Origin of the sequence: Nitratidesulfovibrio termitidis HI1 (assembly GCF_000504305.1) — a bacterium.
Taxonomy (GTDB): domain Bacteria; phylum Desulfobacterota; class Desulfovibrionia; order Desulfovibrionales; family Desulfovibrionaceae; genus Cupidesulfovibrio; species Cupidesulfovibrio termitidis.
In genome coordinates this window covers 3,670,904-3,692,496 of record NZ_KI632512.1, presented here as the reverse complement: position 1 = coordinate 3,692,496, position 21,593 = coordinate 3,670,904, and the positions used below count along the sequence as shown (strand labels likewise).

General features: G+C 68.1%; 20 protein-coding genes. 18 read left to right on the top strand and 2 right to left on the bottom strand.

What is annotated here, in order from left to right; all coding sequences use genetic code 11:
• The first annotated feature begins 92 nt into the window (after positions 1-92).
• From DESTE_RS14715 to DESTE_RS18125, 18 genes are all read left to right on the top strand, one after another.
• Positions 93-1,712, top strand: a complete 1,620-nt coding sequence (locus DESTE_RS14715; RefSeq protein WP_035068336.1) for a sigma-54-dependent transcriptional regulator — start codon at positions 93-95, stop codon at positions 1,710-1,712.
• Between the two features lie 497 nt (positions 1,713-2,209).
• Positions 2,210-2,386, top strand: coding sequence for a Flp family type IVb pilin (locus tag DESTE_RS14710; protein WP_015946373.1), 177 nt, complete (start codon positions 2,210-2,212; stop codon positions 2,384-2,386).
• A gap of 52 nt (positions 2,387-2,438) precedes the next feature.
• Positions 2,439-2,615 carry a Flp family type IVb pilin gene (locus DESTE_RS14705; RefSeq protein WP_035068335.1) on the top strand — a complete coding sequence of 59 codons (177 nt, stop codon included), beginning with the start codon at positions 2,439-2,441 and terminating at the stop codon, positions 2,613-2,615.
• Positions 2,616-2,656: 41 nt separating this feature from the next.
• Positions 2,657-2,833, top strand: a complete 177-nt coding sequence (locus DESTE_RS14700) for a Flp family type IVb pilin (protein WP_007526888.1) — start codon at positions 2,657-2,659, stop codon at positions 2,831-2,833.
• 198 nt (positions 2,834-3,031) lie between these two features.
• Positions 3,032-3,622, top strand: coding sequence for a prepilin peptidase (locus tag DESTE_RS14695; protein ID WP_035068334.1), 591 nt, complete (start codon positions 3,032-3,034; stop codon positions 3,620-3,622).
• A gap of 12 nt (positions 3,623-3,634) precedes the next feature.
• The gene (gene cpaB / locus DESTE_RS14690; RefSeq protein WP_035068333.1) at positions 3,635-4,459 is read left to right on the top strand and encodes a Flp pilus assembly protein CpaB; all 825 of its coding nucleotides are present in this window, start codon (positions 3,635-3,637) and stop codon (positions 4,457-4,459) included.
• The gene (locus tag DESTE_RS14685; protein ID WP_035068332.1) at positions 4,456-5,940 is read left to right on the top strand and encodes a type II and III secretion system protein family protein; all 1,485 of its coding nucleotides are present in this window, start codon (positions 4,456-4,458) and stop codon (positions 5,938-5,940) included. Before cpaB ends, DESTE_RS14685 begins: the two co-directional genes overlap by 4 nt.
• Positions 5,937-6,263, top strand: a complete 327-nt coding sequence (locus DESTE_RS14680) for a hypothetical protein (RefSeq protein WP_035068331.1) — start codon at positions 5,937-5,939, stop codon at positions 6,261-6,263. The genes DESTE_RS14685 and DESTE_RS14680 overlap by 4 nt, the downstream gene beginning before the upstream one ends.
• Positions 6,264-6,275: 12 nt before the next feature.
• Positions 6,276-7,718, top strand: coding sequence for a transcriptional regulator (locus DESTE_RS14675; protein ID WP_035068330.1), 1,443 nt, complete (start codon positions 6,276-6,278; stop codon positions 7,716-7,718).
• Between the two features lie 2 nt (positions 7,719-7,720).
• Positions 7,721-9,646 carry a TadA family conjugal transfer-associated ATPase gene (locus DESTE_RS14670; protein ID WP_035068329.1) on the top strand — a complete coding sequence of 642 codons (1,926 nt, stop codon included), beginning with the start codon at positions 7,721-7,723 and terminating at the stop codon, positions 9,644-9,646.
• Positions 9,647-9,678: 32 nt separating this feature from the next.
• Positions 9,679-10,644 carry a type II secretion system F family protein gene (locus DESTE_RS14665; RefSeq protein ID WP_035068328.1) on the top strand — a complete coding sequence of 322 codons (966 nt, stop codon included), beginning with the start codon at positions 9,679-9,681 and terminating at the stop codon, positions 10,642-10,644.
• A 12-nt stretch (positions 10,645-10,656) separates the two neighbouring features.
• On the top strand, positions 10,657-11,637 hold the full coding sequence (locus tag DESTE_RS14660) for a type II secretion system F family protein (RefSeq protein WP_035068327.1): 981 nt from the start codon (positions 10,657-10,659) through the stop codon (positions 11,635-11,637).
• A 73-nt stretch (positions 11,638-11,710) separates the two neighbouring features.
• Positions 11,711-12,892 (top strand): tetratricopeptide repeat protein, encoded by a 1,182-nt coding sequence (locus DESTE_RS14655; protein WP_035068326.1) that lies wholly within the window; start codon positions 11,711-11,713, stop codon positions 12,890-12,892.
• Between the two features lie 105 nt (positions 12,893-12,997).
• The gene (locus tag DESTE_RS14650) at positions 12,998-13,456 is read left to right on the top strand and encodes a TadE/TadG family type IV pilus assembly protein (protein ID WP_084559490.1); all 459 of its coding nucleotides are present in this window, start codon (positions 12,998-13,000) and stop codon (positions 13,454-13,456) included.
• A 64-nt stretch (positions 13,457-13,520) separates the two neighbouring features.
• Positions 13,521-14,741, top strand: coding sequence for a VWA domain-containing protein (locus tag DESTE_RS14645; protein ID WP_035068325.1), 1,221 nt, complete (start codon positions 13,521-13,523; stop codon positions 14,739-14,741).
• Positions 14,742-14,759: 18 nt separating this feature from the next.
• Positions 14,760-15,248, top strand: coding sequence for a TadE/TadG family type IV pilus assembly protein (locus DESTE_RS14640; protein ID WP_051384492.1), 489 nt, complete (start codon positions 14,760-14,762; stop codon positions 15,246-15,248).
• 569 nt (positions 15,249-15,817) lie between these two features.
• Complete coding sequence (locus DESTE_RS14635; RefSeq protein ID WP_035068324.1) at positions 15,818-18,286, top strand: ATP-binding protein; 2,469 nt, start codon at positions 15,818-15,820, stop codon at positions 18,284-18,286.
• 87 nt (positions 18,287-18,373) lie between these two features.
• Positions 18,374-18,997: a hypothetical protein gene (locus DESTE_RS18125; protein WP_156925386.1), complete on the top strand. Its 624-nt coding sequence runs from the start codon at positions 18,374-18,376 to the stop codon at positions 18,995-18,997.
• Between the two features lie 26 nt (positions 18,998-19,023).
• Here the strand turns inward: DESTE_RS18125 and DESTE_RS14630 are convergent, their stop codons facing one another.
• Positions 19,024-19,689, bottom strand: coding sequence for a hypothetical protein (locus tag DESTE_RS14630; RefSeq protein WP_035068323.1), 666 nt, complete (start codon positions 19,687-19,689; stop codon positions 19,024-19,026).
• 83 nt (positions 19,690-19,772) lie between these two features.
• On the bottom strand, positions 19,773-21,386 hold the full coding sequence (locus tag DESTE_RS14625) for a YifB family Mg chelatase-like AAA ATPase (RefSeq protein ID WP_035068322.1): 1,614 nt from the start codon (positions 21,384-21,386) through the stop codon (positions 19,773-19,775).
• Positions 21,387-21,593 lie beyond the last annotated feature (207 nt).

Below are 21,593 nucleotides of genomic sequence, written 5' to 3'. Positions count from 1 at the left end.
CCTGTCCCGGGCAATACCCCGGCACACCGCGCCATGGCGCTGCCACGGCACATGCCCGCCCCATCCACCGGCATCCGGACACACGGCAACGCATGAGCGGCCACATCCTGCTGATCGAAGACGACACCGCCTTCCAGTCCATGCTGCGCGAGGCGCTGGAGGAACGCGGCCACCGCGTCACCACTGCCGGACGCGCCGAGGACGGCATCGCCCTGTTGCGGGGCGGCGGCTTCGATCTGGTGCTGTCCGACGTCATGCTGCCCGGCATGTCCGGGGTGGAAGCCATTCCCCACCTGCGCTCCGCAGCACCCGGCACCGACATCATCGTCATGACCGCCTACTCCACGCGCGAACTGGCGCTGGAAGCGGTGAAGCTGGGCGCCTACGACGTGTTCTCCAAGCCCTTCAGCCTGAAGGAAATGGACATCGTCATCCGCCGGGCCATGGAAAAACGCGGCCTGCAGGCGGAAATCGCCGCCCTGCGCGATTCGCTGCGCCGCGACGGCCCGGCCAGCCGCATCATCGGCGAAAGCCGGGCCATCATGGAGGTAAAGGCGCTCATCGAAAAGGTGGCCCCGCTGGACACCACCGTGCTGATCATGGGTGAATCGGGCACCGGCAAGGAACTGGCCTCGGACACCATCCGGGCGTTGTCGCCCCGCGCGGCTGCACCCTTCGTCAAGGTGAACTGCGCGGCCATTCCCGAGCATCTTTTCGAAAACGAGCTCTTCGGCCACGAAAAGGGGGCCTTCACCGGCGCGGCCAACGCACAGCCCGGCAAGTTCGAACTGGCCCAGGGCGGTACGCTGATGCTGGACGAAATAGGCGACATGCCCCTGGCCATCCAGCCCAAGCTGCTGCGGGTCGTGGAGCAGAAGCAGGTGGAACGCCTGGGCGGACGCAAGCCCATATCGCTGGACGTGCGGCTGATTGCCGCCACCAACCAGAACCTGGCCGACCGGGTGCGCGAAAAGGCCTTCCGCGAGGACCTGTACTACCGCCTGGGCGTGGCCGTGGTGCATCTGCCCCCGCTGCGCAGCCGCAAGGAAGACATCCCCCTGCTGGCACAGCACGTGGTGCGGCGGCTGCAAGGCACCCTGGGCCTGCCCGTGCACGGGCTGACCCCGGCGGGCGTTGCCGCCCTGTGCGCCTATGACTGGCCGGGCAACGTGCGCCAGTTGGCCAACGTCATCGAGCGCGCCGCCATCGCCGCCGACGGCCCCATCGACGCCCCCGACGTGGACCGCGCCCTGGGCCGCGTGCCCGGCGCCGCGTCCGAGGGGACGGCATCCGGGCATGGAGCAGGGTACGCCTTCTCCCCGTCCGCAGCGGTTGACCCGTCAGGAACGGACAACGCAGCCTGCGGCACAGCCCCCGCGCCGGGCGGTGCCCACAACGCTGACGGCGATCACGCAGCCGACACCCCGGCGTCCGGCAGCATGTCGTCCACCAGCACGCCCCCCGCCAGCACCTCTGCGGGTGCTGCCTCCAGCCACGCCTTCGCGGCGGCGGCCCTTACCGGCCCCATCGACCTGCGCGAAACCATGCGCATGGTCGAACGCAACCTGCTGCTGGATGCCCTGCGCCGCGCCGAAGGCCGCCAGACCGAAGCCGCCGTGCTGCTGGGACTGACGGCCAAGAACCTGTGGGCCAAATTGCAGAAGCACGGCATCAAGCCGCGCAACGGACTGCCCCTGATCCAGGAATCCTAGATTCCCTTCCGCCGCGCCTGCACGGGAGCCGCTCCCCTCCCCCCCCCGCATTCCATCTCCCCGCCACGCTTCACGGCGTTGCCGCAATCCCCTTCGGCATGGCCGCGTGCCCAGCCCCGACGCCGCGCCCCAGCCCCGCCAGCATTCCCTGCCAAGGGCTGCTCCAAAAATCCTAGATTCGCGTGCAGCCCGCTTGCGCCATTGACCTTCTGCCCCGCCTTCCCTGTCCTGCCCCCTCTGCACCCGCCCTTTTGCCATCGCCACTCCAAGATTTGTGGATTTCCTCCCCACGGCATGCACCCGTGCCCCGCCCCATCCGCCCCCATATCATCCGCTCTAACAGCCCCTTCTGGCTCATGTAAAAAAATATTTCGCACTGTTTCAGAATGTTAACGCGTATTACGTTCTGCATGACGCGCCTTGGCACGCGGGTTGCTGAATGGGAGGCAACAACGGCCCCCCGGCCAACCCCAAAGCCCCCACGCAGGAGAGACACCATGTTTGAACGCATCACCACCCTGTTCCGTGACGAAGAAGGCGCCACCGCCCTGGAATACGGCCTCATCGCCGCCCTCATCGCCGCCGTCATCGTCGCCGCCGTCACCGCACTCGGCACCAAGGTCAGCGCCACCTTCTCGTACATCGATTCCAAGATGCCCACCCCCGGCTCGTAGCCCACGGCGCGACCGCAGCAAACATCAACGAACGAATCACAGGAGAACAGCCATGTCGAAGATCGTCGCCCGCCTGATCAATGATGAAGAAGGCGCTACCGCCCTGGAATACGGCCTCATCGCCGCCCTCATCGCCGCCGTCATCGTCGCCGCCGTCACCGCGCTCGGCACCAAGGTCAGCTCCACCTTCTCGTACATCGATTCCAAGATGCCCACCCCCGGTTCGTAGGCCCGTTTATAATCGCACAAATTCCCGAAAGGAGTAGGATCATGCTGAAGTCCATCACCGCCCTGATCCGTGACGAAGAAGGCGCCACCGCCCTGGAATACGGCCTCATCGCCGCCCTCATCGCCGCCGTCATCGTTGCCGCCGTCACCGCGCTCGGCACCAAGGTCAGCTCCACCTTCTCGTACATCGATTCCAAGATGCCCACCCCCGGCTCGTAGCACCCCGCGACGGCGACTCGGCTTCACGCCACGCTGCACTCGGAGGGGCCGGGGCGAAAACCCCCGGCCCCTTCGCCATCGAAAGCGCGGACCTTGCGATGGAGAACCCGCCCGAACCGGCACTTGCCGACAGGGCCGTCCGCCCGGAAACGGCGACACCCCGTTCCCCGGTCACCCCGGTTACAAGAGGAGAGCCCCATGAACCCCATCCTTGCCGCCCCCCTTGCCGCCGTATTGCTGGTGGCCGTGACCACCGACCTGCGCGCCATGCGCATCCCCAACTGGCTCACCTTTCCGGCCATGCTGGCGGGCGTGGTGGCCAACGCGGCACTGGGCGCATGGACCGGCGGCCTTTCCGGCGCCTGGGACGGCCTGCTCTTCTCCCTGTCCGGTTTCGGCCTGGGCCTCGGCCTGATGCTGATCCCCTTCCTGCTGCGGGTCATGGGCGCGGGCGACGTGAAGCTGCTGGCCGCCGCCGGTGCTTTCCTGGGCGCCGAGACCGTGTTCCGCGCCTTCATCTGGACCAGCCTGGCCGGCGGCGTGTACGCGCTGGGCGTGCTGGCCTTCCACCTGCCGCAACTGCGCGCCGTGCTGCGCTCGCTGCGGGTGTCCGTCGAACTGCTGGCCGTCACCGGCCGCTTCGACTACGTGCCCGCCACCGCCAGCGCCCGCCTGCCCCGGCTGTGCTACGGCGTGGCCATCGCGCTGGGCACGGGCCTGGCCATGGCGCAGGCCGCCTTCCCCACGGCCATGTCCGCCCTGCTGCCCGCCTGGGCCGCCATCCTGTAGGGGGCTGCCGTCATGCGCGCCTCCTCCCTGATCCAGATTTCCCTCGCGCTGGTGCTGGCCCTGGTGGCCGGGGTGCTGGTGTTCCGGTTCATGCAGGTGAACCGCGCCGCAGCCCCCCAGATGGCCGCCCCCGAACAGGTCGAACTGGCGGTGGCCGCCGCCGACGTGCCGCGCGGCGCCAAGCTGCAGGCCGAGCAGATCAAGCTGGCCCCCTTCCTGAAGTCCAGCGCGCCCTCCGGCGCGTTCACCAAGGACACCATGCCCGTGGGCCGGGTGCTGTCATCCGCCGTGGCCGCTGGTGAACCCATCACCGAAGCCCGCCTGCTGCAGGACGGCGAGGCGCACGGCGGCGTCAGCACGCTGATCGCCCCCGGCATGCGCGCCGTGGCGGTCAAGGGCAACAAGGTGCTGGGCCTTTCCGGGTTCATCCGCCCCGGCAACCATGTGGACGTGCTGGTGACCCTGGACGACGAAACCCGCGAAAAGTCCAAGTCGCGCACCAAGCTGGTGCTGGAAAACGTGCGTGTGCTGGCCACCGGCACCGAACTGAAGCAGGAAGGCGACGACACCTCCACCTCTTCGGTGGACGTGTACACCCTGGAAATTTCGCCCCCGCAGGCCGAACCGCTGGCCCTTGCCGCCTCGCGCGGCGAACTGCACTTCGCCCTGCGCAACCCGGCCGACGACGGCAAGGTGCTGACCCCCGGCACCGACGTGCCCGGCACCCTGGCCCTGCTGACCAGCACCCCCGAAGGCAAGCCGGTCCCCAAGGTGCGCGAAACCAAGGTGGAGATGATCTCCGGCACCGAACGTTCAACGCTGAGGTTCCCGCAATGAGCCGCCCCGCCCCCCTCACCCGCGCGGCGGTTCATGCCGTCGGTTCCCTGCGCGCCGTCAGCGTAGCCTGCGCCGCCCTGGCATTCGTGCTGCTTCTGGCCGCCACGCAGGCCCGGGCCGACGCCACGCCACAGGCCGTGCCGCTGGCCGTGGGCAAGTCCACGGTGGTGCGCACCGCGCAGCCTGCTGCCCGCGTGTCCGTGGCCGACGAAGCCATCGCGGGCGTGGTCGTGCTGTCGCCCCAGCAGGTCTACGTCACCGGCAAGAAGCCGGGCGGCACCACGCTCACCCTGTGGAACGGGGCCGGGGCCATCACCCAGGTCTACGACATCCAGGTCACCCCGGATCTGGCCCAGTTGAAGGAAATGCTGCACCGCGTGCTGCCCGACGAAAAGGACATCATGGTCATGGCCGTGGGTGAATCCGTCACCCTGGCGGGCACCGTGCGCAGCAGCGCGGGCATGACCACCGCCCTGGACGTGGCCAAGATGTACGCCCCGGACAAGGTGACCAACCTCATGCAGGTGGGCGGCGTGCACCAGGTGATGCTGGAAGTGAAGGTGGCCGAGATGCGCAAGACGGTGCTGGAACGTCTGGGCATTGACCTGACCTACGCCTGGAACAACGATTTCGCCTTCGGCATGCTGAACCAGCTGTTCACCCTGGACAGCCAGAAGGGCGTGGTGGGCATGGGCGGCACAGGGGCCGTGCTCAGCCCCAACGTCACCGGCATGTTCCGCGCCACCTCGGGCCGGGCGAGCCTGATGGGCTTTCTGGACGTGCTGAAGCAGAACGGCTTGGTCAAGGTGCTGGCCGAGCCCACGCTGATCTGCCGCAGCGGCGAAAACGCCGAATTCCTGGCCGGGGGCGAGATCCCCATCCCCGTGCCGCAGGGTCTGGGCACCGTGGCCATCGAATTCAAGAAGTACGGCGTGACCCTGGGCTTCACCCCCACGGTGGTCTCGGACAAGCTGATCAGCATGCGCGTAAGCCCCGAAGTTTCCGAGCTGGACTACGCCAACGTCATCGAAATCAACGGGTTCACCATTCCCGCCATCTCCACCCGGCGGGCCGCCACCACCGTGGAGCTGGCCGACGGCCAGAGCTTTGCCGTGGCGGGCCTGCTGCGCGACGAAGTGCGCGAGAGCATCAGGAAATACCCGGTGCTGGGCGACCTGCCCCTGCTGGGCACGCTGTTCCGCTCCAGCAACTGGCAGAAGAACGAAACCGAACTGGTCATCATCGTCACGCCGCGCCTGGCCAAGCCGTTGGACGGCGCCACGGCCAAGCTGCCCACGGACGGCTTCCGCGAACCCTCGGAATTCGAATTCTTCCTGCAGGGCAAGATGGAAGGCGCGGCCCCGGCCATTACCGCACCCGCCGCCTATGCCGATCCCCGCAACACCGCCGATGCCCCCTCGGGCATGGAAGGCGAGTTCGGGCACGTGCTGCCCGGCCATGCCCAGGGAGGCACGAAATGAGCGCCCGCAACCGGATCATCTCTCCTGTCCTGCGGCCCCTGCTTGCGACCGTCATCGCCCTGTCCGTCCTGTCTGGCCTGTCCGTCCTGACGGGCTGCGCCGGGCCGTCCAAGGATTCGCCCATCTCCGAATGGACCTTCACCCAGGGCGAGGCATTTCGCGCCCAGCGCGACGCCCAGCGCCTGAACCCCGGCCCGGCGGATGACGACCCCGTCATCGGCCTGGACGGCCGGGTGGGCGAGCGCGTCATGAAGAACATGCGCGAGGGCGAAAAGAAAACCGACGAAAGCAACACCCTTCGCCTCAAGATCGGCTCGAAATAGCAAGAGGCCGCCATGAACATCACCCATCCCGTATGCCTGCTCACCAAGCGCCTCGCCACGCGCGAGGAACTCACCCGCGTCCTCGCCCGTCAGGATGGTTTCCGCCTGGTCTCCCCCGGTGAAGCCGACGACCTCGGTCTCGTCATCCTTGAATTCAGCGACGACCTTGAAGACGATTTCGAATCCATCGCCTCGCTGGTGACCGACCCCCGCGTGGGGGAAGTGTTCGTGGCCTCGCGCCAGAAGGACCCGGACCTGATCATCCGGGCCATGCGCGCCGGGGTCAGCGAATTCCTGTCCCAGCCGTTCCGTTCGGACGAGGTGCTGGCCGCGCTGGAAGGCTACGCCCGCCGCCGCCGTACCGCCCGTGCCGCAGCCCCCTCGACGGTGCCGACCACTCCGGGTGGTCGGATCATCCACATCATGGGCGCCAAGGGCGGCGTGGGCGCGACCACCGTGGCCGTGAACCTGGCCGTGCTGGCCGCACGGGCCCTGACCGGCACCGCCCCCGCGTCCGATGCGAAGAAAGCGGGCAGAAATCTGACCGGGCGCAACGCCAACGCCGCGCGCGACATGCAGGCCATGGGCGGCATGGCCCTTGCCACGGGCGGCCCCGCCATTGCGCCTGCCGCGCTGCCCCTGGCAGCGCTGATGGACATGCGCCTGCCCCAGGGCGACGTGCCGCTGTTCCTGGACATGGAATATTCCCGCACCTGGGCCGACGGCGCGCGCAACCTGGGCCGCCTGGACGCCACCTTCCTGCGCAGCCTGGCCGAACGGCACGCCAGCGGCCTTGAGGTGTTCGCCTCGCCCGACACCGGCGACGACCTGGACGCCATCAGCCCCCGCGCGGTGAAGGCCGTGCTGGATCTGGCCCGCGCCCTGTACTCCGTCACCGTGGTGGACGGCGGCCCGTATGCCGACGAACTGGCCCTTGTTTCCATGCAGGAGGCGGAAACCATCCTGCTGGTCACCGACCTGGCCCTGCCCGCACTGGCCGGAGCCCGCCGCCTGCTGGACGACGTGGCCGCCGCCGCGCCGTCCGTGGCCGCACGCATCCAACTGGTGGTCAACCGCATGTCGCCCCAGGCCGGGGTGGACCTGAGCGAGGCCGAACGGCTGCTGGAACGCAAGGTGTTCGCCACCGTGGGCGACGACTACGGCGCGGCCGTGTCGGCCATCAATCAGGGCGTACCCCTGTGCGAGGCGGCCCCCCGCTCGGTGGCCGCGCGCTCGCTGGCCAAGCTGGCGGAACGACTGGCCCCCGCCCCCGCAACGCCCGGCAACGGCGGCGCCGCCCCCGGCATGAAGGCGGGCAGCCTGTTCGCCCGGCTGCTGCACCGCAAGGGCGACGATACGCACGAACCCAATCGGCGCGGCATGGAACGCGACCCCGAACACGAACGGGGCGGCCTGCTGCCGCACGGCGCCCTGCTGCAGGGCGCAAGGGGATAGCCATGAGACTGGCCGAACGCCTGATGCGCACCACGCGGCGGCAACCCGCCCCCGCGCTGACGCCGGAATCCGTGATCCCGACATCCGCCAACGCGGACGCCGACATCTACGGGCATATCCAGAGTGAACCGGACAGCCTGGATCGCTCCCCCGAATCCGCACCGTCGCGGCCAGTGCCTCGTCTGGGCGCTTCCGGCCTCAACGCCCTCAGCCACCTTTCCGGCAACGGAACCGCCGCCAACCTGCGGGACGCGCAGGAAGCCTCCGTATCTTCCGCGCCGCTCTCTACCCTCAATGGGGCCCTCAACGGGGCCCTCAACGGGGCCCTGAATGTGCCCCTTGATCTGGGGTACGACGGGGACGACGATGCGCCCGACAACGAGACCGACAACGCACCCATCCCGCGCGTGCCGGTCAACGACGCCACCCTGTTCCGCGCGCCGCGCACCGAATCCGCATCGGCGTCCGAACCCGCGGCGACCACCTCGCCCCGCGCCGACGCACCGGAAGCGCAGCCTGCAAACGCACAGCACGCGGACGGGCAGTCTTCCCAGACCTCCCAGACAGGCAAATCTCGTCCCATGGCCCGCCCCGCCGCCCGCCCCGCCAGCGCAGAGCAGGTGTGCGACGTGACCACGCTGACCCTGCACGGCGACCACTATTACGAAATCCGCGCCCGCCTGCAGGACCGCCTGCTGGAGATGATGGACCTCGCCGCCGCAGAATCGCTGCCGCCCGACAGGCTGGCCGCAGAAATTTCGCGTCTGGTGGAAAAACTGCTGCGCGAGGAGTTCCGGCAGGCCCCCCTCAATGCGCAGGAACAGCGCCAACTGGTCGAGGACATCCGCGACGAGGTCATGGGCCTTGGCCCGCTGGAACCGCTGCTGCGCGACCCCACGGTCAACGACATCCTGGTGAACAACCATCGCATGGTCTACGTGGAACGGCGCGGCAAGCTGATCCGGGTCAACACCCGTTTCCTGGACGATGACCACCTGCGCAAGATCATCGACCGCATCGTGGCCCGCATCGGCCGCCGCGTGGACGAGGCATCGCCCATGGTGGACGCCCGCCTGGCCGACGGTTCGCGCGTCAACGCCATCATCCCGCCGCTGGCCCTGGACGGCCCCAGCCTGTCCATTCGCCGCTTTTCCAAGGACCCGCTGGAACTGGAAGACCTGATCCGCTTCGGCGCGCTGACCCCGGAAATGGGCGAGGTGCTGCGCGGCATCGTCAAGGCGCGGCTGAACATCATCGTTTCCGGCGGCACCGGCTCGGGCAAGACTACCATGCTCAACTGCCTGTCGCGCTTCGTGCCGCACGACGAACGCATAGTGACCATCGAGGACGCGGCGGAACTGCAACTGAAGCAGGACCACGTGGTGCGGCTGGAAACCCGGCCCGCCAACATCGAAGGGCACGGGCAGGTCACCGCGCGCGACCTGGTCAAGAACTGCCTGCGCATGCGGCCCGACCGCATCATCGTGGGCGAAGTGCGCAGTGGCGAGGTGCTGGACATGCTCCAGGCCATGAACACCGGCCACGACGGCTCGCTGACCACCATCCACGCCAACACCCCGCGCGACTGCCTGATGCGCCTTGAAACCATGGTGGCCATGGCCGGGCTGAACATCGGCACCCTGTCGCTGAAGCGGTACATCTCGTCCGCCGTGGACGTGATCATCCAGGTTTCGCGCCTGGCCGACGGCTCGCGCAAGATGACCAGCCTTTCCGAACTCACCGGCATGGAAGGCGACGCCATCACCATGCAGGACATCTTCACCTTCGAACAGACCGGCGTGGACGAAAACGGCAAGGTGCAGGGGCGGTTCCGCCCCGGCGGCATCCGGCCCCGCTTCGCCCCGCGTCTGGCCGCCATGGGCATCGAGCTTGGCGGCGCACTGTTCGATCCCGGCCTGTCGCAGTAAGCGCGGCAGCCTGAACGCAAAGGGGTTTCGCCATGATGCTCGTCATCGCCGTACTCTCGGTCATCGCCATGTTCGTGTTCGTCATGGGCATGCTGGACCTTGTCTACGGCCGCCGCCGCGCCACCGCGCAGCGCGTGGGGCAGCGCATGGAAAACCTGCTGCGCGCCCGCACCGAGCAGGACCGGGTGGACCTGGAACGCCGCCGCGCCCTGTCCGACGTGGACTGGCTGCACCGGATGCTGGCCGCCCAGTCGTGGACGAAAAAAATGGACCTGGCGCTGGAGCAGGCACAGGTACGGGCCACTCTGGGCGTGCTGCTGCTGGCCTCGGTGCTGGGCGCGGCCTCGTGCTTTCTGGTCATGCACCTGCTGGTGGACAACCTGTTCCTGCTGGTGGCCCCGCCGCTGGCGCTGGGCTACGCGCCCTTCCTGTGGGTGCAGCGCAAGCGCAATGCCCGCATGGGCCGCTTCCAGCGCCAGCTGCCCGACGCACTGGACCTCATCGCCCGCGCGCTGAAGGCGGGGCATGCCTTCAATCAGGGCATGCGCATGGTGGCCGACGAATTTGCCGACCCCATCGGCCCGGAATTCCAGAAGACCCTGGACGAAATCAACTTCGGCATCCCGGCGGACGCGGCCCTGTACAACCTGACCCGCCGCGTGGACTGCCCGGACCTGAAGTTCTTCGTGGTGTCGGTGAACATCCAGCGGGAAACCGGCGGCAACCTGGCGGAAATCGTCACCAACATCGCCCGGCTGATCCGCGAGCGGTTCAAGCTTGCCGGACGGGTGCGCGTGCTCTCGGCGGAAGGCCGCCTGACCGCGTGGATCCTGTTCGTGCTGCCCTTCGGCATCGGGTTCATCATCAACCTGCTGAACCCCGACTTCATGAGCGCCCTGTACGCCACGCCCGAAGGCAACATGCTGCTCACCGGATCGCTGTTCCAGATGGCCATCGGCGGCATTGCGCTGAAGCGCATGACCACCATCAGGGTATAGGGGGACACCGCCATGACGTTCGACGAAACCATGATCCCCTTCCTGGTCGCCCTGCTGGCCTCCGGCGCGGTGTTGCTGGTGGCGCATGCCCTGCGCGACGTGTTCGGCAACCGCCAGCGGGTGCAGCGCATGCATGGCCGCCTTACCCGGCATGCGGCGGGCGCCCGTGCCGTGGCCGTGGCCGCCCCGGCCCTGCCGGAATCCCCGCTTTCCTCCCTGAAGGCCGCGCTGAACGCCATGGCCGAACGGGTGGGGCAGAAGGTGGTCAAGGACGACGGTGAGGAAGTGAACGAGGCGGGTCTGGCCCTGGTGCGCGCGGGCTACCGCAACCGCCGCGCCCCGGTGGTGTTCTGGGGCGTCAAGGCCGGGCTGACCCTGTGCGGCCTGCTGCTGGGCCTGGTGGTCCGCCTGCTGGCGGGCAACGACATTCCCGTCGGCATGGTGGCGCTGCTGTTCATCTGCCCCGCGGTGGTGGGCCTGTACGCGCCCAACGTGTGGCTGTCGCGGCGCATCAAGGCCCGCAGGCTGGACATCATCCACTCCCTGCCCGACGCGCTGGACCTGCTGGTGGTCTGCGTGGAAGCGGGCATGGGCCTTGACCAGGCGTTCTCGCGCGTGGCCCGCGAAATGGCGGCCACCAACCCGGTGCTGGCCGAGGAACTGAACCTGGTCATTCTGGAACTGCGCGCGGGCAAGTCGCGCGCGGAGGCCCTGAAGAACCTGGCCGCGCGCGTGGCGCTGGAAGACGTGAACAGCCTTGTCACGCTCATCGTGCAGGCGGATGCCTTCGGCACCAGCATTTCCAGCACCCTGCGCGTCTATTCCGACACCATGCGCACCACGCGCTTCCAGCGGGCCGAGGAAATCGCCGCCAAGATGCCGGTGAAACTGCTGTTCCCGCTGGTGTTCTGCATTCTTCCGGCCCTGTTCGTGACCATCATGGGGCCCGCGTTCATCAAGCTGATGCAGGTTTTCGCCCAGATGGGGCAGTGATCACAGCGAACGAAATCCCCAGCCGGGGCACAAAGAGAAAATCGCCCGGTTTGCAACCATCAAGGAAAACGCCATGACCGCCCGCACCGCCACCCGTCCCGCCCTTGCCCTGCTGGCGCTCTGCGCCCTGCTGCTTGCCGGTTGCGGCGCGCAGCAGCCCACGCGCGGCTCCAACCTTTCGCTGATGGAACGCTACCACAGCGGCAAGGACCTGCTGCATGATGGCGAGGGGGTGGAACCCACGCCCCAGGCGGATGCCATGAACGCCCAGGAACACTTGCAGCGCGGTCTGGTCTTCCTTTCGCAGGATCGCCCGGAACTGGCCTTCGAACAGTTCAGCCGGGCCTGCCAGCTCGATCCCAAACTGGCCGAGGCCCGCTACCAGCGCGGCGCGCTGCTGGTGGCGCGGGGCGCCACCACGGATGCGCGGCCCGACATCGACGCCGCCATCGCCCTGACCCCGGACAACGCCCGGGCCTGGGAAACGGCGGGCATGCTCAGCTTTGCCGAAGGCAACCTGACCGAGGCCCGCAGCCGTTTCGAACGGGCGCTGGCGCTGGATCCGCGCCTTGTCGGGGCGGCCAGTCACCTGGGCGCCATCCACAATTACCAGGGGCAGCCGGACAAGGCCCTGGCCGTGTACCTGCGGGCATTGGAACAGATGCCCCGCTCGGGCGAACTGCACAACAACGCGGGCATCGCGCAGGCCATGCTGGGCAACGACGCCGCCGCCGTGGACCACTTCCGCGCGGCCATCACCTACGGTGCGCCCGGCAACCGGGTGTGGAACAACATGGGCCTGTCGCTGTGCCGTCTGGGCCGCTACGACGAAGCCTTCGAGGCGTTCCGCAACGCCGGGGGCGAGGCCGCCGCGCACAACAACCTGGGCGTGTATCTTTCGCAGCAGGGCGAGCATGCCCTGGCCCTGTACCACCTGCAACGCGCCCTGGAAGTGGAACCGCGCTACTACGCCCGCGCCGCCGAAAACCTGAAGCGCGCCCGCCTGGCCGCGCGCATCGCGCAGGGTCAGGGCCCGGCTGCGGCCACCGCCGCGCCGCTGCCCATGGCCGGTCCCTACTCAGGGGCCTCAGGGGCCTCAGGGGCCTCAAGGGCCGCAAGGGCCGCAGGCATGGGGCCGGTACAGGGCGCGCCCGGTATCGCCACCCCGGTCACGCTGCCTCCGGCATCCACCCCGCTGAAGGCCCGTGGCGCTTCGGCCACCGTGCGCGAGGGCGAACTGCGCGACGGCAAGTAGCCGCCGCGAGGAATTTCGGGCGCGTCACGCGCGCCCACCATTGTCCGTTGGGGGCAACGCAGATGGAGTTCGCCGGGGGGCGGCCCATCGCAAGGAGTGAACACCATGTTCGAAACACGCAACACCATGCCACCGGCCCCGTCCGGCGGAACGCGCAGGGGGCTGCGCCACCTTCCGTCGTCGCGGGCGCTGGCCCAGCGCGGCCTGGCCGCGCTGGAAGTGGCCCTGATGCTGCCGGTCATTGCAGCACTGATCTACGTGCTGGTGGAGGGAGGCAACACCATCCGCGCCTACTCCGCCCTGACCGAGGCCAGCCGCGCGGGCGCGCGCCACGTGGTCATGAACGACGACGTGGCGGGCGTGCAGCCTTTTGTCCGCTCGCTGGCCACCACGCTTGACCCCAACGCCCTGACGGCCACCGCCGTCAAGGACACGGGCAAGCAAATGGTCACGGTAACCGTGCAGTATGCCTACAAGTCGGTATTCACGAGCAATCCCTACAACGGAGACCCCCATGACGCGCTCTACACGTTTTCCGCAAGCACCAGCATGCCCACGCCGTAACGCGGCCCGGCCTGCCGGTTTTCGCGCCCTCGCGCGCGGCCTGTGGCGTGGCACGCGGGGTTCCATGGCCATGCTGATGGCCGTGCTGCTGCCCGTGGTGCTGGGCCTTGCCGGCCTTGGCATCGATTCGGGCATGCTCTACCTCGCGCACAACCGCCTGCAAGGCGCCGTGGATGCGGCGGCCCTGGCGGGCAGCCTGCAACTTCCCTACGACCCGCAACTGGACAAGGGGCTGGTGCGGGGGGCCGTGAACGAATACATGGCCGCCAACTACCCCGCCGCCGTGCTGAAGGGCGTGACCCCCGGCACCGAGGAACGCAGCGTCATCGTGAAGGCCGAGGCCACCGTGGACACCATCTTCATGGGCGCCCTGGGCATCGGTTCCACCACGGTGCGCGCCCAGGCCACCGCCGGGTACAACAACCTGGAAGTGGTCTTCGTCATCGACAACACCGGCTCCATGAAGGGCACGGCCATCCAGCAGGCCAACGCGGCCGCCACCCAGCTTGCCGAGCTGATCATGCCCGAAGGCATGGAAACCTCGGTCAAGGTGGGGCTGGTGCCGTTCCGCGGCAAGGTGCACATTCCCGCGGGCGTGGACGGCCTGGCCGACGGCTGCCGCAACGCCGACGGCACCCTGGCGCCCTCGTGGATACTGGAAGAGTACAAGCTGTCCAAGTACCGCTACCCCGTGGGCTCGTCGCTCAACGTGCCCAAGGGCACCTGCGACAGCATTCCGCGCGTGCAGGCCCTGACCGGCAACCGCGCCACCATCGTCAGCGCCATCGCCGAGCAGGACGCCCTGGGCGATGCCTCGGGCACCGTCATCTCCGAAGGCATCAAGTGGGGACGCCACGTGCTCACCCCGGAAGCGCCGTTCACCCAGGGCTCGTCCAACAAGGACATGCGCAAGGTGATGATCGTGCTGACCGATGGCGACACGGAAGACGCCAAGTGCGGCGGCAACTACGCCCTCAACTACACGCCCAACGCCTACTGGACCAACGCCTACTACGGGATGTTCGACATGAACACCCACTGCGAGAACGGCGGCAAGCTGAACGCCGCCATGCTGAGCGAGGCGCAGATCGCCAAGGACAAGGGCATAGAGATCTTCGCCATCCGCTACGGCGCTTCGGACTCCACGGACATCAGCCTGATGAAGGCCATCGCCTCCAGCAAGGCGGGCACCAACGACCACTACTACGACGCGCCCTCTGCCTACGATCTTGAGGAAATCTTCAAGAAGATCGGGCGGCAGCTTGGCTGGCGGTTGCTGCGCTAGCGCGGCAGGGAGGACACCATGCGTGCATGCCGCATATGGCCATTGCGTCTGTGGCGCGGCGAGGACGGGGTCGGTTCGCTGGAGGTGGCGTTCATGCTGCCCGTGCTGCTGGCCATGCTCTTCGGCCTTGTGGAATTCGGCTACAATCTCTTTGCCCGCTCCACCGTGGAAAAGGCCGCGCAGGTGGGGGCACGCTTTGCCGTCACCGGCGAAGGCTTCGACACCGGCAACCGGGTGACGCTGATCAAGGACGCGGCCCGGCCCCTCACCCAGGTGCTGTCCGGGTCCACGGGCACGGGCGTGACCATCCTGGTGCGCAGTTACCCCAACGGCACCGGGGCCGCCGCCGTGGAAAACAACGGCGGAGACCCCTGCCAGACGGTGGAGGTGCAGGTGGACTACAGCTATGCGCCGCTGACGCCGCTGATAGGTTCGCTGCTGCCGCCGCAGATGACCGTCAGCGGGCGCGAACGGATGGTCAACGAACCCTGGGCGATCTGCAAATGACCCGCCGCCTGGGGCTTTCGCTGCACTGCGTGCCCGAGGCACACGACATCGTCGCCGGTTCCGGCTGGCCCGGAGAGTCTGCGCCAGGACTTTCCGGCCTGCCGGAACCGGGGGCCCGGCACGCGGGGGGGCTTGCCCAACACCCGTTCGGGCCGGAATCACATGGACCGGAATCACATGGACCGGAACCAGGCGGACCGGTGTCCATGCCGACGCACGGCGGGCCACCCCGGTTTGCGGGCGTGGCCCGTTCTGCTATCATGAGGAGTACGGCGGTTCGCGGGTGTCCGTCGGACAGTCGGTCCCCCAGTCCGGGGACCAGTCTGGCAACTGGTCCGGTGACTGCTCCGGCAGCCGGTCCGGTGGTCAGTTCGCCAGTCAGTCCACCAGCCGGTCCACCAGCCGGTCCTGCGGACAGGCCAGCGACAATGCCGGGTATCCTGGCGCCGGAATGGCCCGCATTCGCACGCCGTTTTCCGGTCCGGCGGTCCGCCGCCCTTGCGCTGCTTGCGGAAACCGCGCTTGGTCTCCATCCCGCGCCCCACCCGCCCACTACCCACAGGGAAGCCATGTCCGCACCGCCGCCCCCCACCGTCAGCACGTCCGGCCACACTTCCGGTCAGGACGCCACGGCAACGCGCGCGGCGCGACTCAGCCTGCTCATCGTCTCCGAGTTCGAGGAGTTCGCGCGCGGGCTGGTCACGCGGCTTGCCGCCTGCGGGCTGGAACCTTCGTACATGCTGGCCGAAACGCCGTCCGAGCTTTCGCGCCTGATCACCGAAGAGCCGTGGGACATGGTGGTGGCCGAATCCGAGGCCCCCGGCATGACCTGGCAGGAAGTGCTGCTGCTGGTGCGCGGGGTGCGCGAGGACGTGCCCTTCGTGCTGGTGGCCCCCACCGCCGACGAAGGGCTGGCCCTGGAGGCCGTGCGCGAAGGCGCGGACGAAGTGCTCTGCGCCGACGACTGGCACCTTGGCCCGGCCTTCATGCGCCTGGTGCGCGAGGCGGAGCGGCGGCGCACCCTGTCCGTGCACTGGCGCGAGATAAACCGCGACGCCCGCCAGTGGCGCGGCATGGTGGAAGGCACCGTGCTCGGCATCTTTCGCTGCCGCCCGTGGGGCGAACTGATCAGCGCCAACCCCGCCTTTGCCGACATGTTCGGCTATCCCTCGCCTGACGCGCTGTTTGCGGCCATCCGGTCCGGCGGCGCCGCCGGTGTCGCCCCCGGCTCCACCATGCCCGACGGCTGGCTGCCCGGCGGCTTTCTGGACCGGGCCACCCTGGACCGCATGCTGAACACCCTGCGCGATACGGGCGAGGTGCGCGACTTCGAAACCACGGCCCGCCGGGCCGACGGGTCCACCTTCTGGATTTCGGTGAACGCCCGCGTTCAGCGCGGCACCACCGGCGAAATTTCCGGCATCGAAGGCACGGTGGAAGACATCGACCGCCGCAAGGCCGTGGAAAACATGATCATCCGTGCCAAGCAGGAATGGGAAAAAACCTTCGACAGCGTGCCCGACATCATCATGATCATGGACGCGGACCAGCGGGTGCGTCGCAGCAACATGGCCTTGGGCAGGCTGCTGGGCCTGCACCCCAAGGATCTTGTGGGCCGCCACTGCAACGACGTGCTGGGGGCATCCGTCATGGCCGACGACGTGTGCGCGGCCGTCATGCCCGATGACCTGTCCGTGACTGTCCGGGCCATGCCCTGGGGTGAAAGCCGCACCGAGGAATTGTACCTGCCCAGCCTTGGCGGGCACTTTCTGGTCACCCTGTCGCCCTTCCTTGCCGAAGGCCAGTTCGACGGGGCACCGGGCCGCGAAGGGGCCGCACCCGGCACGGTGCTGGTGGCCCACGACATCAGCAGCCGCAAGCAGTTGGAAGCCCGGTTGCGCCAGGCCCAGAAAATGGAGGCCATCGGCACGCTGGCCGGGGGCATAGCCCACGATTTCAACAACATCCTGGGCGTAATGATGGGCTACACGGAAATGAGCCTGGACCAGACCGAAAACGGCGACGGCCAGCACCGCCGACTGACAGAAGTGCTGGCCGCCGGACGCCGCGCGCGCGACCTGATCCGCCAGATCCTGACCTTCAGCAGGCAGGAGGAACCCTCGCGCCTGCCGCTGCCCCCGCTGTCGCCCATCAAGGAAACGGTGCGCCTGCTGCGGGCCACCCTGCCCGCCAACGTGGACATCCGCCTGGACCTGGCCGATACCGGACCGCTGCTGGCCAACCTGAGCCAGTTGCAGCAGGTGATCATGAACCTGTGCGGCAACGCGGCCCACGCCATGAAGGACCATGGCGGCGTACTGCATCTTGCGCTGGACGCGGTGGAACTGGACGAAGACGAGGCCGCCGCCCGTTCCCTGCCCGTCCCAGGCGGCTATGCCCGGTTGCGCGTGCGCGACACGGGGCACGGCATCCCGTCGGACATCCTGGAGAACATCTTCGATCCGTTCTTCACCACCAAGAAGCCGGACGAGGGCACGGGCATGGGCCTTGCGCTGGTGCACGGCATCGTCACCGCCCACGGCGGGGCCGTTGCGGTGCAGTCCACCGTGGGGGTGGGCACGGAGTTCGAGGTGCTGCTGCCCCTGGCGCCGCAGGCGGGCGAAGAAGCCACCACGGGGCCCGATTCCGCCCACAGCGGCAGCGGCCTTGCGCTGGTGGTGGACGACGAGGCACCGTTGGCGGCCATCATGGGGGCCATGCTGGAAAAGCTGGGCTACCGGGCCGTGGTGACCGCAAATCCCCTTGATGCGCTGGACCGCTTTCGGGCGGACCCGGCAAGCTGGCGGCTGGTGGTCACCGACCAGACCATGCCCGGCATGACCGGCACCGAACTGACCCGCCAGATCCGCGCCCTGCGGCCCGACCTGCCGGTGGTGCTGTGTTCCGGCTTCAGCGAGGGGCTGGGCCACGATGCGGCCATGGAGGCAGGCGTCAGCATGATGCTGGCCAAACCCCTGCTGCGGGCAGACCTTGCCGCCGCCCTGTCAGAGCTGGGGCTGGAGAACGGGAAGGGGTAATGCACCTTACCCGCCAGAAAACTGTCCCATTACTCAATACGGCAGCTTTGAAACGCCGCCCCCCCAAGCCATCGCACAGGACAACACATGACGACATGCCGGCCTAAAAAACGCATAAACAGATGCAGGCCCCCTGAAGATGATTACGAAAAATGCCAGCAATGGCACCTTGACGGAACCCTTGCGGGCATAGTTGCCACCTTCATTCATTGCGACAAGCCGTACCACGACAGGGAGAGGGCTCATTACGCAGCCGATGACACACTTGAAAACCGCATACGAAAGGCGGCTCGTTCCATCGGACACGAAGGGAAAATGTGCGGTCACCAACGCAGGATAGGAAGGCTTAAGCTAGAGGCTGCCATTGAACAATGCTTGCTCCCCGCAGCCGCGCGCCTGGACGAAGCCGCGCGGATAGGATTCGACAAGCTTCACATGACCACACAGGAGGTTCTTTCCGGATTGGCAGGTGTAGGTACACTTTTTTACTACGATTTTTCCGAAAGATTTGGCCATTACTACATGTCACATCCGCAGATGGTACATTTGCACTGTGGAGCGCTGGAAGGCGCCAATGTGCTTGTTAAGAAAAACCTCATGAAAAAATTCCAAGGGGACAAGCTGCCCGTCAGTGCTTTCCCTGCCCCCCTCAACACCCTTGATCCCCGAGATATTGAAAGCGTGCTCTGTATATATTGCAGCAGGTTGTAGCACCACCCATAACGCGCGGGTAAAGTTCAGTGCCCTTCCCCCCCGCGCACCGCGCCCGCTTCGCGCAGCAACGCCAGCAGTGCCTGCACCAGAAGTTCCTCACCGCCGGGGCGTTCGCCCCGCCCGCCCGGCTTGGTCGGCAGTCCTGGCAGCCCAAGCGCCAGCAACAACTCCGGGCCGGTAAGCCCCCTGGGGTTGCAGGCCATGACGGAAAGCAGCGCCTCGCGCAGCAGGTCCAGCCCGGCCCGGGCCTTGCGTTGCGCCCCTTCGGGCACGGCAATGCCCTTGTCCCCGACTCGCGCGGGGGCGGCGCACGGCATCCCGCCGTTACCTGCCCCCGATTGCATACCCGTGGTTCCGCCAGCCTGCGACACATCAGCATCCACCAGGCCGGACAGCAAGGCGGCCAGACGCTCGGCCTGCCGGGCGGTCAGCCCTTCGGCCAGCACCACCGGGCGCGCGCCGGGCAGTGGCAGCGGGTGGGGCTCGCCATGCGAAAAGGAATCCACGAGGGAAGCGCCGACCATGCCGGGCGATACGGCGGAGCCTTGCGCCTGTTCCACTGAGCCCTGCGGCAGTTCCGACGGTTCCTGCCCGTCACGCTGGCAGTGCTCGGGCCGTACCCGCACCAGCCGCAGCCGTTCGCCGCGCGTTCCCAAAGCGGCATGCACGCAATACCGTTTTTCGTCCATGTATCCCCCCAGGATACGGACCGGTGCCGTGGTATGTGTGTGTCCCGTACCGCCGCGCCGTTGCGCGGCCCTGCATTCCCTGTCTACAGCCGTTCGCGATCCAGCGCGCGGCAGTTGATGGCCTCCGCCAGATGTTCCACCCGGATGGGACCGGCAGCGGCAACAGGAACTGCCGGGTCCGCGCCATCACGCCCGGCCTCTTGTCCCGCTGCCTGCCCGGCGGCCAGCACCCGCTCCGCATGCTCCAGATCCGCGATGGTCCGCGCAATGCGCAGGATGCGCGTGTACGCCCGCGCCGACAGGGCCAAGGCATGCACCGCGCCTTCCAGAAAGGCGTGCTCGTCCGGGCCGAGGGCGCAGTGTTCCTCCAGCAGCTTGCCGGTCAGGTCCGCGTTGGTGCGGCACGGGGTATCCGCGTAGCGCGCCGATTGCACGCCCCGCGCCGCCGCGATGCGGTCCCGCATTTCGGCGGAGGTGCTGCCCGTCAACCCGCCGCGCAAATCCTTGTAGGGCACGGCAGGCACCTCCACGTGCAGGTCGATGCGGTCCAGCAGCGGGCCGGAAAGCCGCGCCCGATACCGCTGCACCGCCGGGCCAAGGCAGGTGCAGGTATGCCTGTCGTCGGTCCTGTACCCGCAGGGGCAGGGGTTCATGGCCGCCACCAGCATGCTGTCCGCAGGATAGGTCAATGAGACGGCGGCGCGGGCAATGGTCACCACGCCGTCTTCCAGCGGCTGGCGCATCACTTCCAGCGCGGTCTTCCTGAATTCGGGCAATTCGTCCAGAAACAGCACCCCGCGATGCGCCAGCGAAATCTCCCCGGGGCGCGGGTTGGCCCCGCCACCCACCAACCCGTAGTCGGACACGGTGTGGTGCGGTGCGCGGAAGGGGCGGCGGGTGATCAGCCCCTGCCCGTCCAGTTGGCCCGCCACGCTGTAGATGGTGGTCACCTCCAGCGCCTCCTCGAAGGAGAGCGGCGGCAGCACCGTGGGAATGCGCTGGGCCAGCATGGTCTTGCCGCTGCCGGGCGGGCCGATGAACAGCAGGTTGTGCGCGCCCGCCGCCGCGATTTCGATGGCCCGCTTGGCGTGCTCCTGCCCCTTCACCTCGGCGAAGTCCACGGGCCAGTCCGGGCCGCGTTCCCACGCGGCGCGCCCGCCGGAGGGCACGGCGGCAATGTCCGCCTGCCCGGCCAGAAAGGCGGCGGCCTCGCCCAGCGAACGGACCGGGTAGACCGGCAGCCCTTCCACCACGGCGGCCTCGGCGGCGTTGTCCGCCGCCACCAGCATGCCGCGCGCCCCTTCGGCACGGGCGCGCACGGCCACGGGCAGCACGCCCGGCACGGGCTTCAGTTCGCCGGTAAGGGAAAGTTCGCCCAGCAGAAACCATCCGTCGGTACAGCCCTGGGGCAGGATTTCTGCGGCGGCCAAAAGACCGATGGCAAGAGGCAGATCGAAGCCGCTGCCGCTCTTGCGGCGGTCGGCGGGGGCGAGATTGACGGTGATGCGGGCGGGGGGCAGACGCAGGTTGCAGGCGCGCATGGCGGCAAAGACGCGTTCGCGCGATTCGCGCAGGGCCCCTTCGGCCAGACCCACCATGACGAAGGCGGGCATGCCCTGCCGGGCAAGGTCCACCTCCAGGTCCACCCGGAAGGCGTCCACCCCGTGCAGGGCGGCACAGGCCACGCGAACGATCATTGAGCCCCCTGCGCAAAAAGAGTGAGGAGCGGGCGAAGCGGAAACGACAGGTCCGATAGGGCTCGTCCGGGCAGGGCTGGCGCGAAGGCGGCCAATTCGGCCATGAGGAAGCACGCGCCTCCAACTGCCGTGCTGCGCCATAGTGCCACTGCATGCACCCTGCGATACCGCACAACCACTAAAGCAAAACGTCCCGCCCCGCAATGA

Coding starts and splice junctions, on each gene's coding strand:
- DESTE_RS14685 (WP_035068332.1), top strand. CDS start 4,456: ATGAGCCGCCCCGCCCCCCTCACCCGCGCGGCGGTTCATGCCGTCGGT.
- DESTE_RS14670 (WP_035068329.1), top strand. CDS start 7,721: ATGAGACTGGCCGAACGCCTGATGCGCACCACGCGGCGGCAACCCGCC.
- DESTE_RS14700 (WP_007526888.1), top strand. CDS start 2,657: ATGCTGAAGTCCATCACCGCCCTGATCCGTGACGAAGAAGGCGCCACC.
- DESTE_RS14640 (WP_051384492.1), top strand. CDS start 14,760: ATGCGTGCATGCCGCATATGGCCATTGCGTCTGTGGCGCGGCGAGGAC.
- DESTE_RS14665 (WP_035068328.1), top strand. CDS start 9,679: ATGATGCTCGTCATCGCCGTACTCTCGGTCATCGCCATGTTCGTGTTC.
- DESTE_RS14715 (WP_035068336.1), top strand. CDS start 93: ATGAGCGGCCACATCCTGCTGATCGAAGACGACACCGCCTTCCAGTCC.
- DESTE_RS14630 (WP_035068323.1), bottom strand. CDS start 19,689: ATGGACGAAAAACGGTATTGCGTGCATGCCGCTTTGGGAACGCGCGGC.
- DESTE_RS14650 (WP_084559490.1), top strand. CDS start 12,998: ATGTTCGAAACACGCAACACCATGCCACCGGCCCCGTCCGGCGGAACG.
- DESTE_RS14680 (WP_035068331.1), top strand. CDS start 5,937: ATGAGCGCCCGCAACCGGATCATCTCTCCTGTCCTGCGGCCCCTGCTT.
- DESTE_RS14660 (WP_035068327.1), top strand. CDS start 10,657: ATGACGTTCGACGAAACCATGATCCCCTTCCTGGTCGCCCTGCTGGCC.
- DESTE_RS18125 (WP_156925386.1), top strand. CDS start 18,374: ATGACGACATGCCGGCCTAAAAAACGCATAAACAGATGCAGGCCCCCT.
- DESTE_RS14645 (WP_035068325.1), top strand. CDS start 13,521: ATGGCCATGCTGATGGCCGTGCTGCTGCCCGTGGTGCTGGGCCTTGCC.
- DESTE_RS14625 (WP_035068322.1), bottom strand. CDS start 21,386: ATGATCGTTCGCGTGGCCTGTGCCGCCCTGCACGGGGTGGACGCCTTC.
- DESTE_RS14695 (WP_035068334.1), top strand. CDS start 3,032: ATGAACCCCATCCTTGCCGCCCCCCTTGCCGCCGTATTGCTGGTGGCC.
- DESTE_RS14655 (WP_035068326.1), top strand. CDS start 11,711: ATGACCGCCCGCACCGCCACCCGTCCCGCCCTTGCCCTGCTGGCGCTC.
- DESTE_RS14675 (WP_035068330.1), top strand. CDS start 6,276: ATGAACATCACCCATCCCGTATGCCTGCTCACCAAGCGCCTCGCCACG.
- DESTE_RS14710 (WP_015946373.1), top strand. CDS start 2,210: ATGTTTGAACGCATCACCACCCTGTTCCGTGACGAAGAAGGCGCCACC.
- DESTE_RS14705 (WP_035068335.1), top strand. CDS start 2,439: ATGTCGAAGATCGTCGCCCGCCTGATCAATGATGAAGAAGGCGCTACC.
- DESTE_RS14635 (WP_035068324.1), top strand. CDS start 15,818: ATGTCCGCACCGCCGCCCCCCACCGTCAGCACGTCCGGCCACACTTCC.
- cpaB (WP_035068333.1), top strand. CDS start 3,635: ATGCGCGCCTCCTCCCTGATCCAGATTTCCCTCGCGCTGGTGCTGGCC.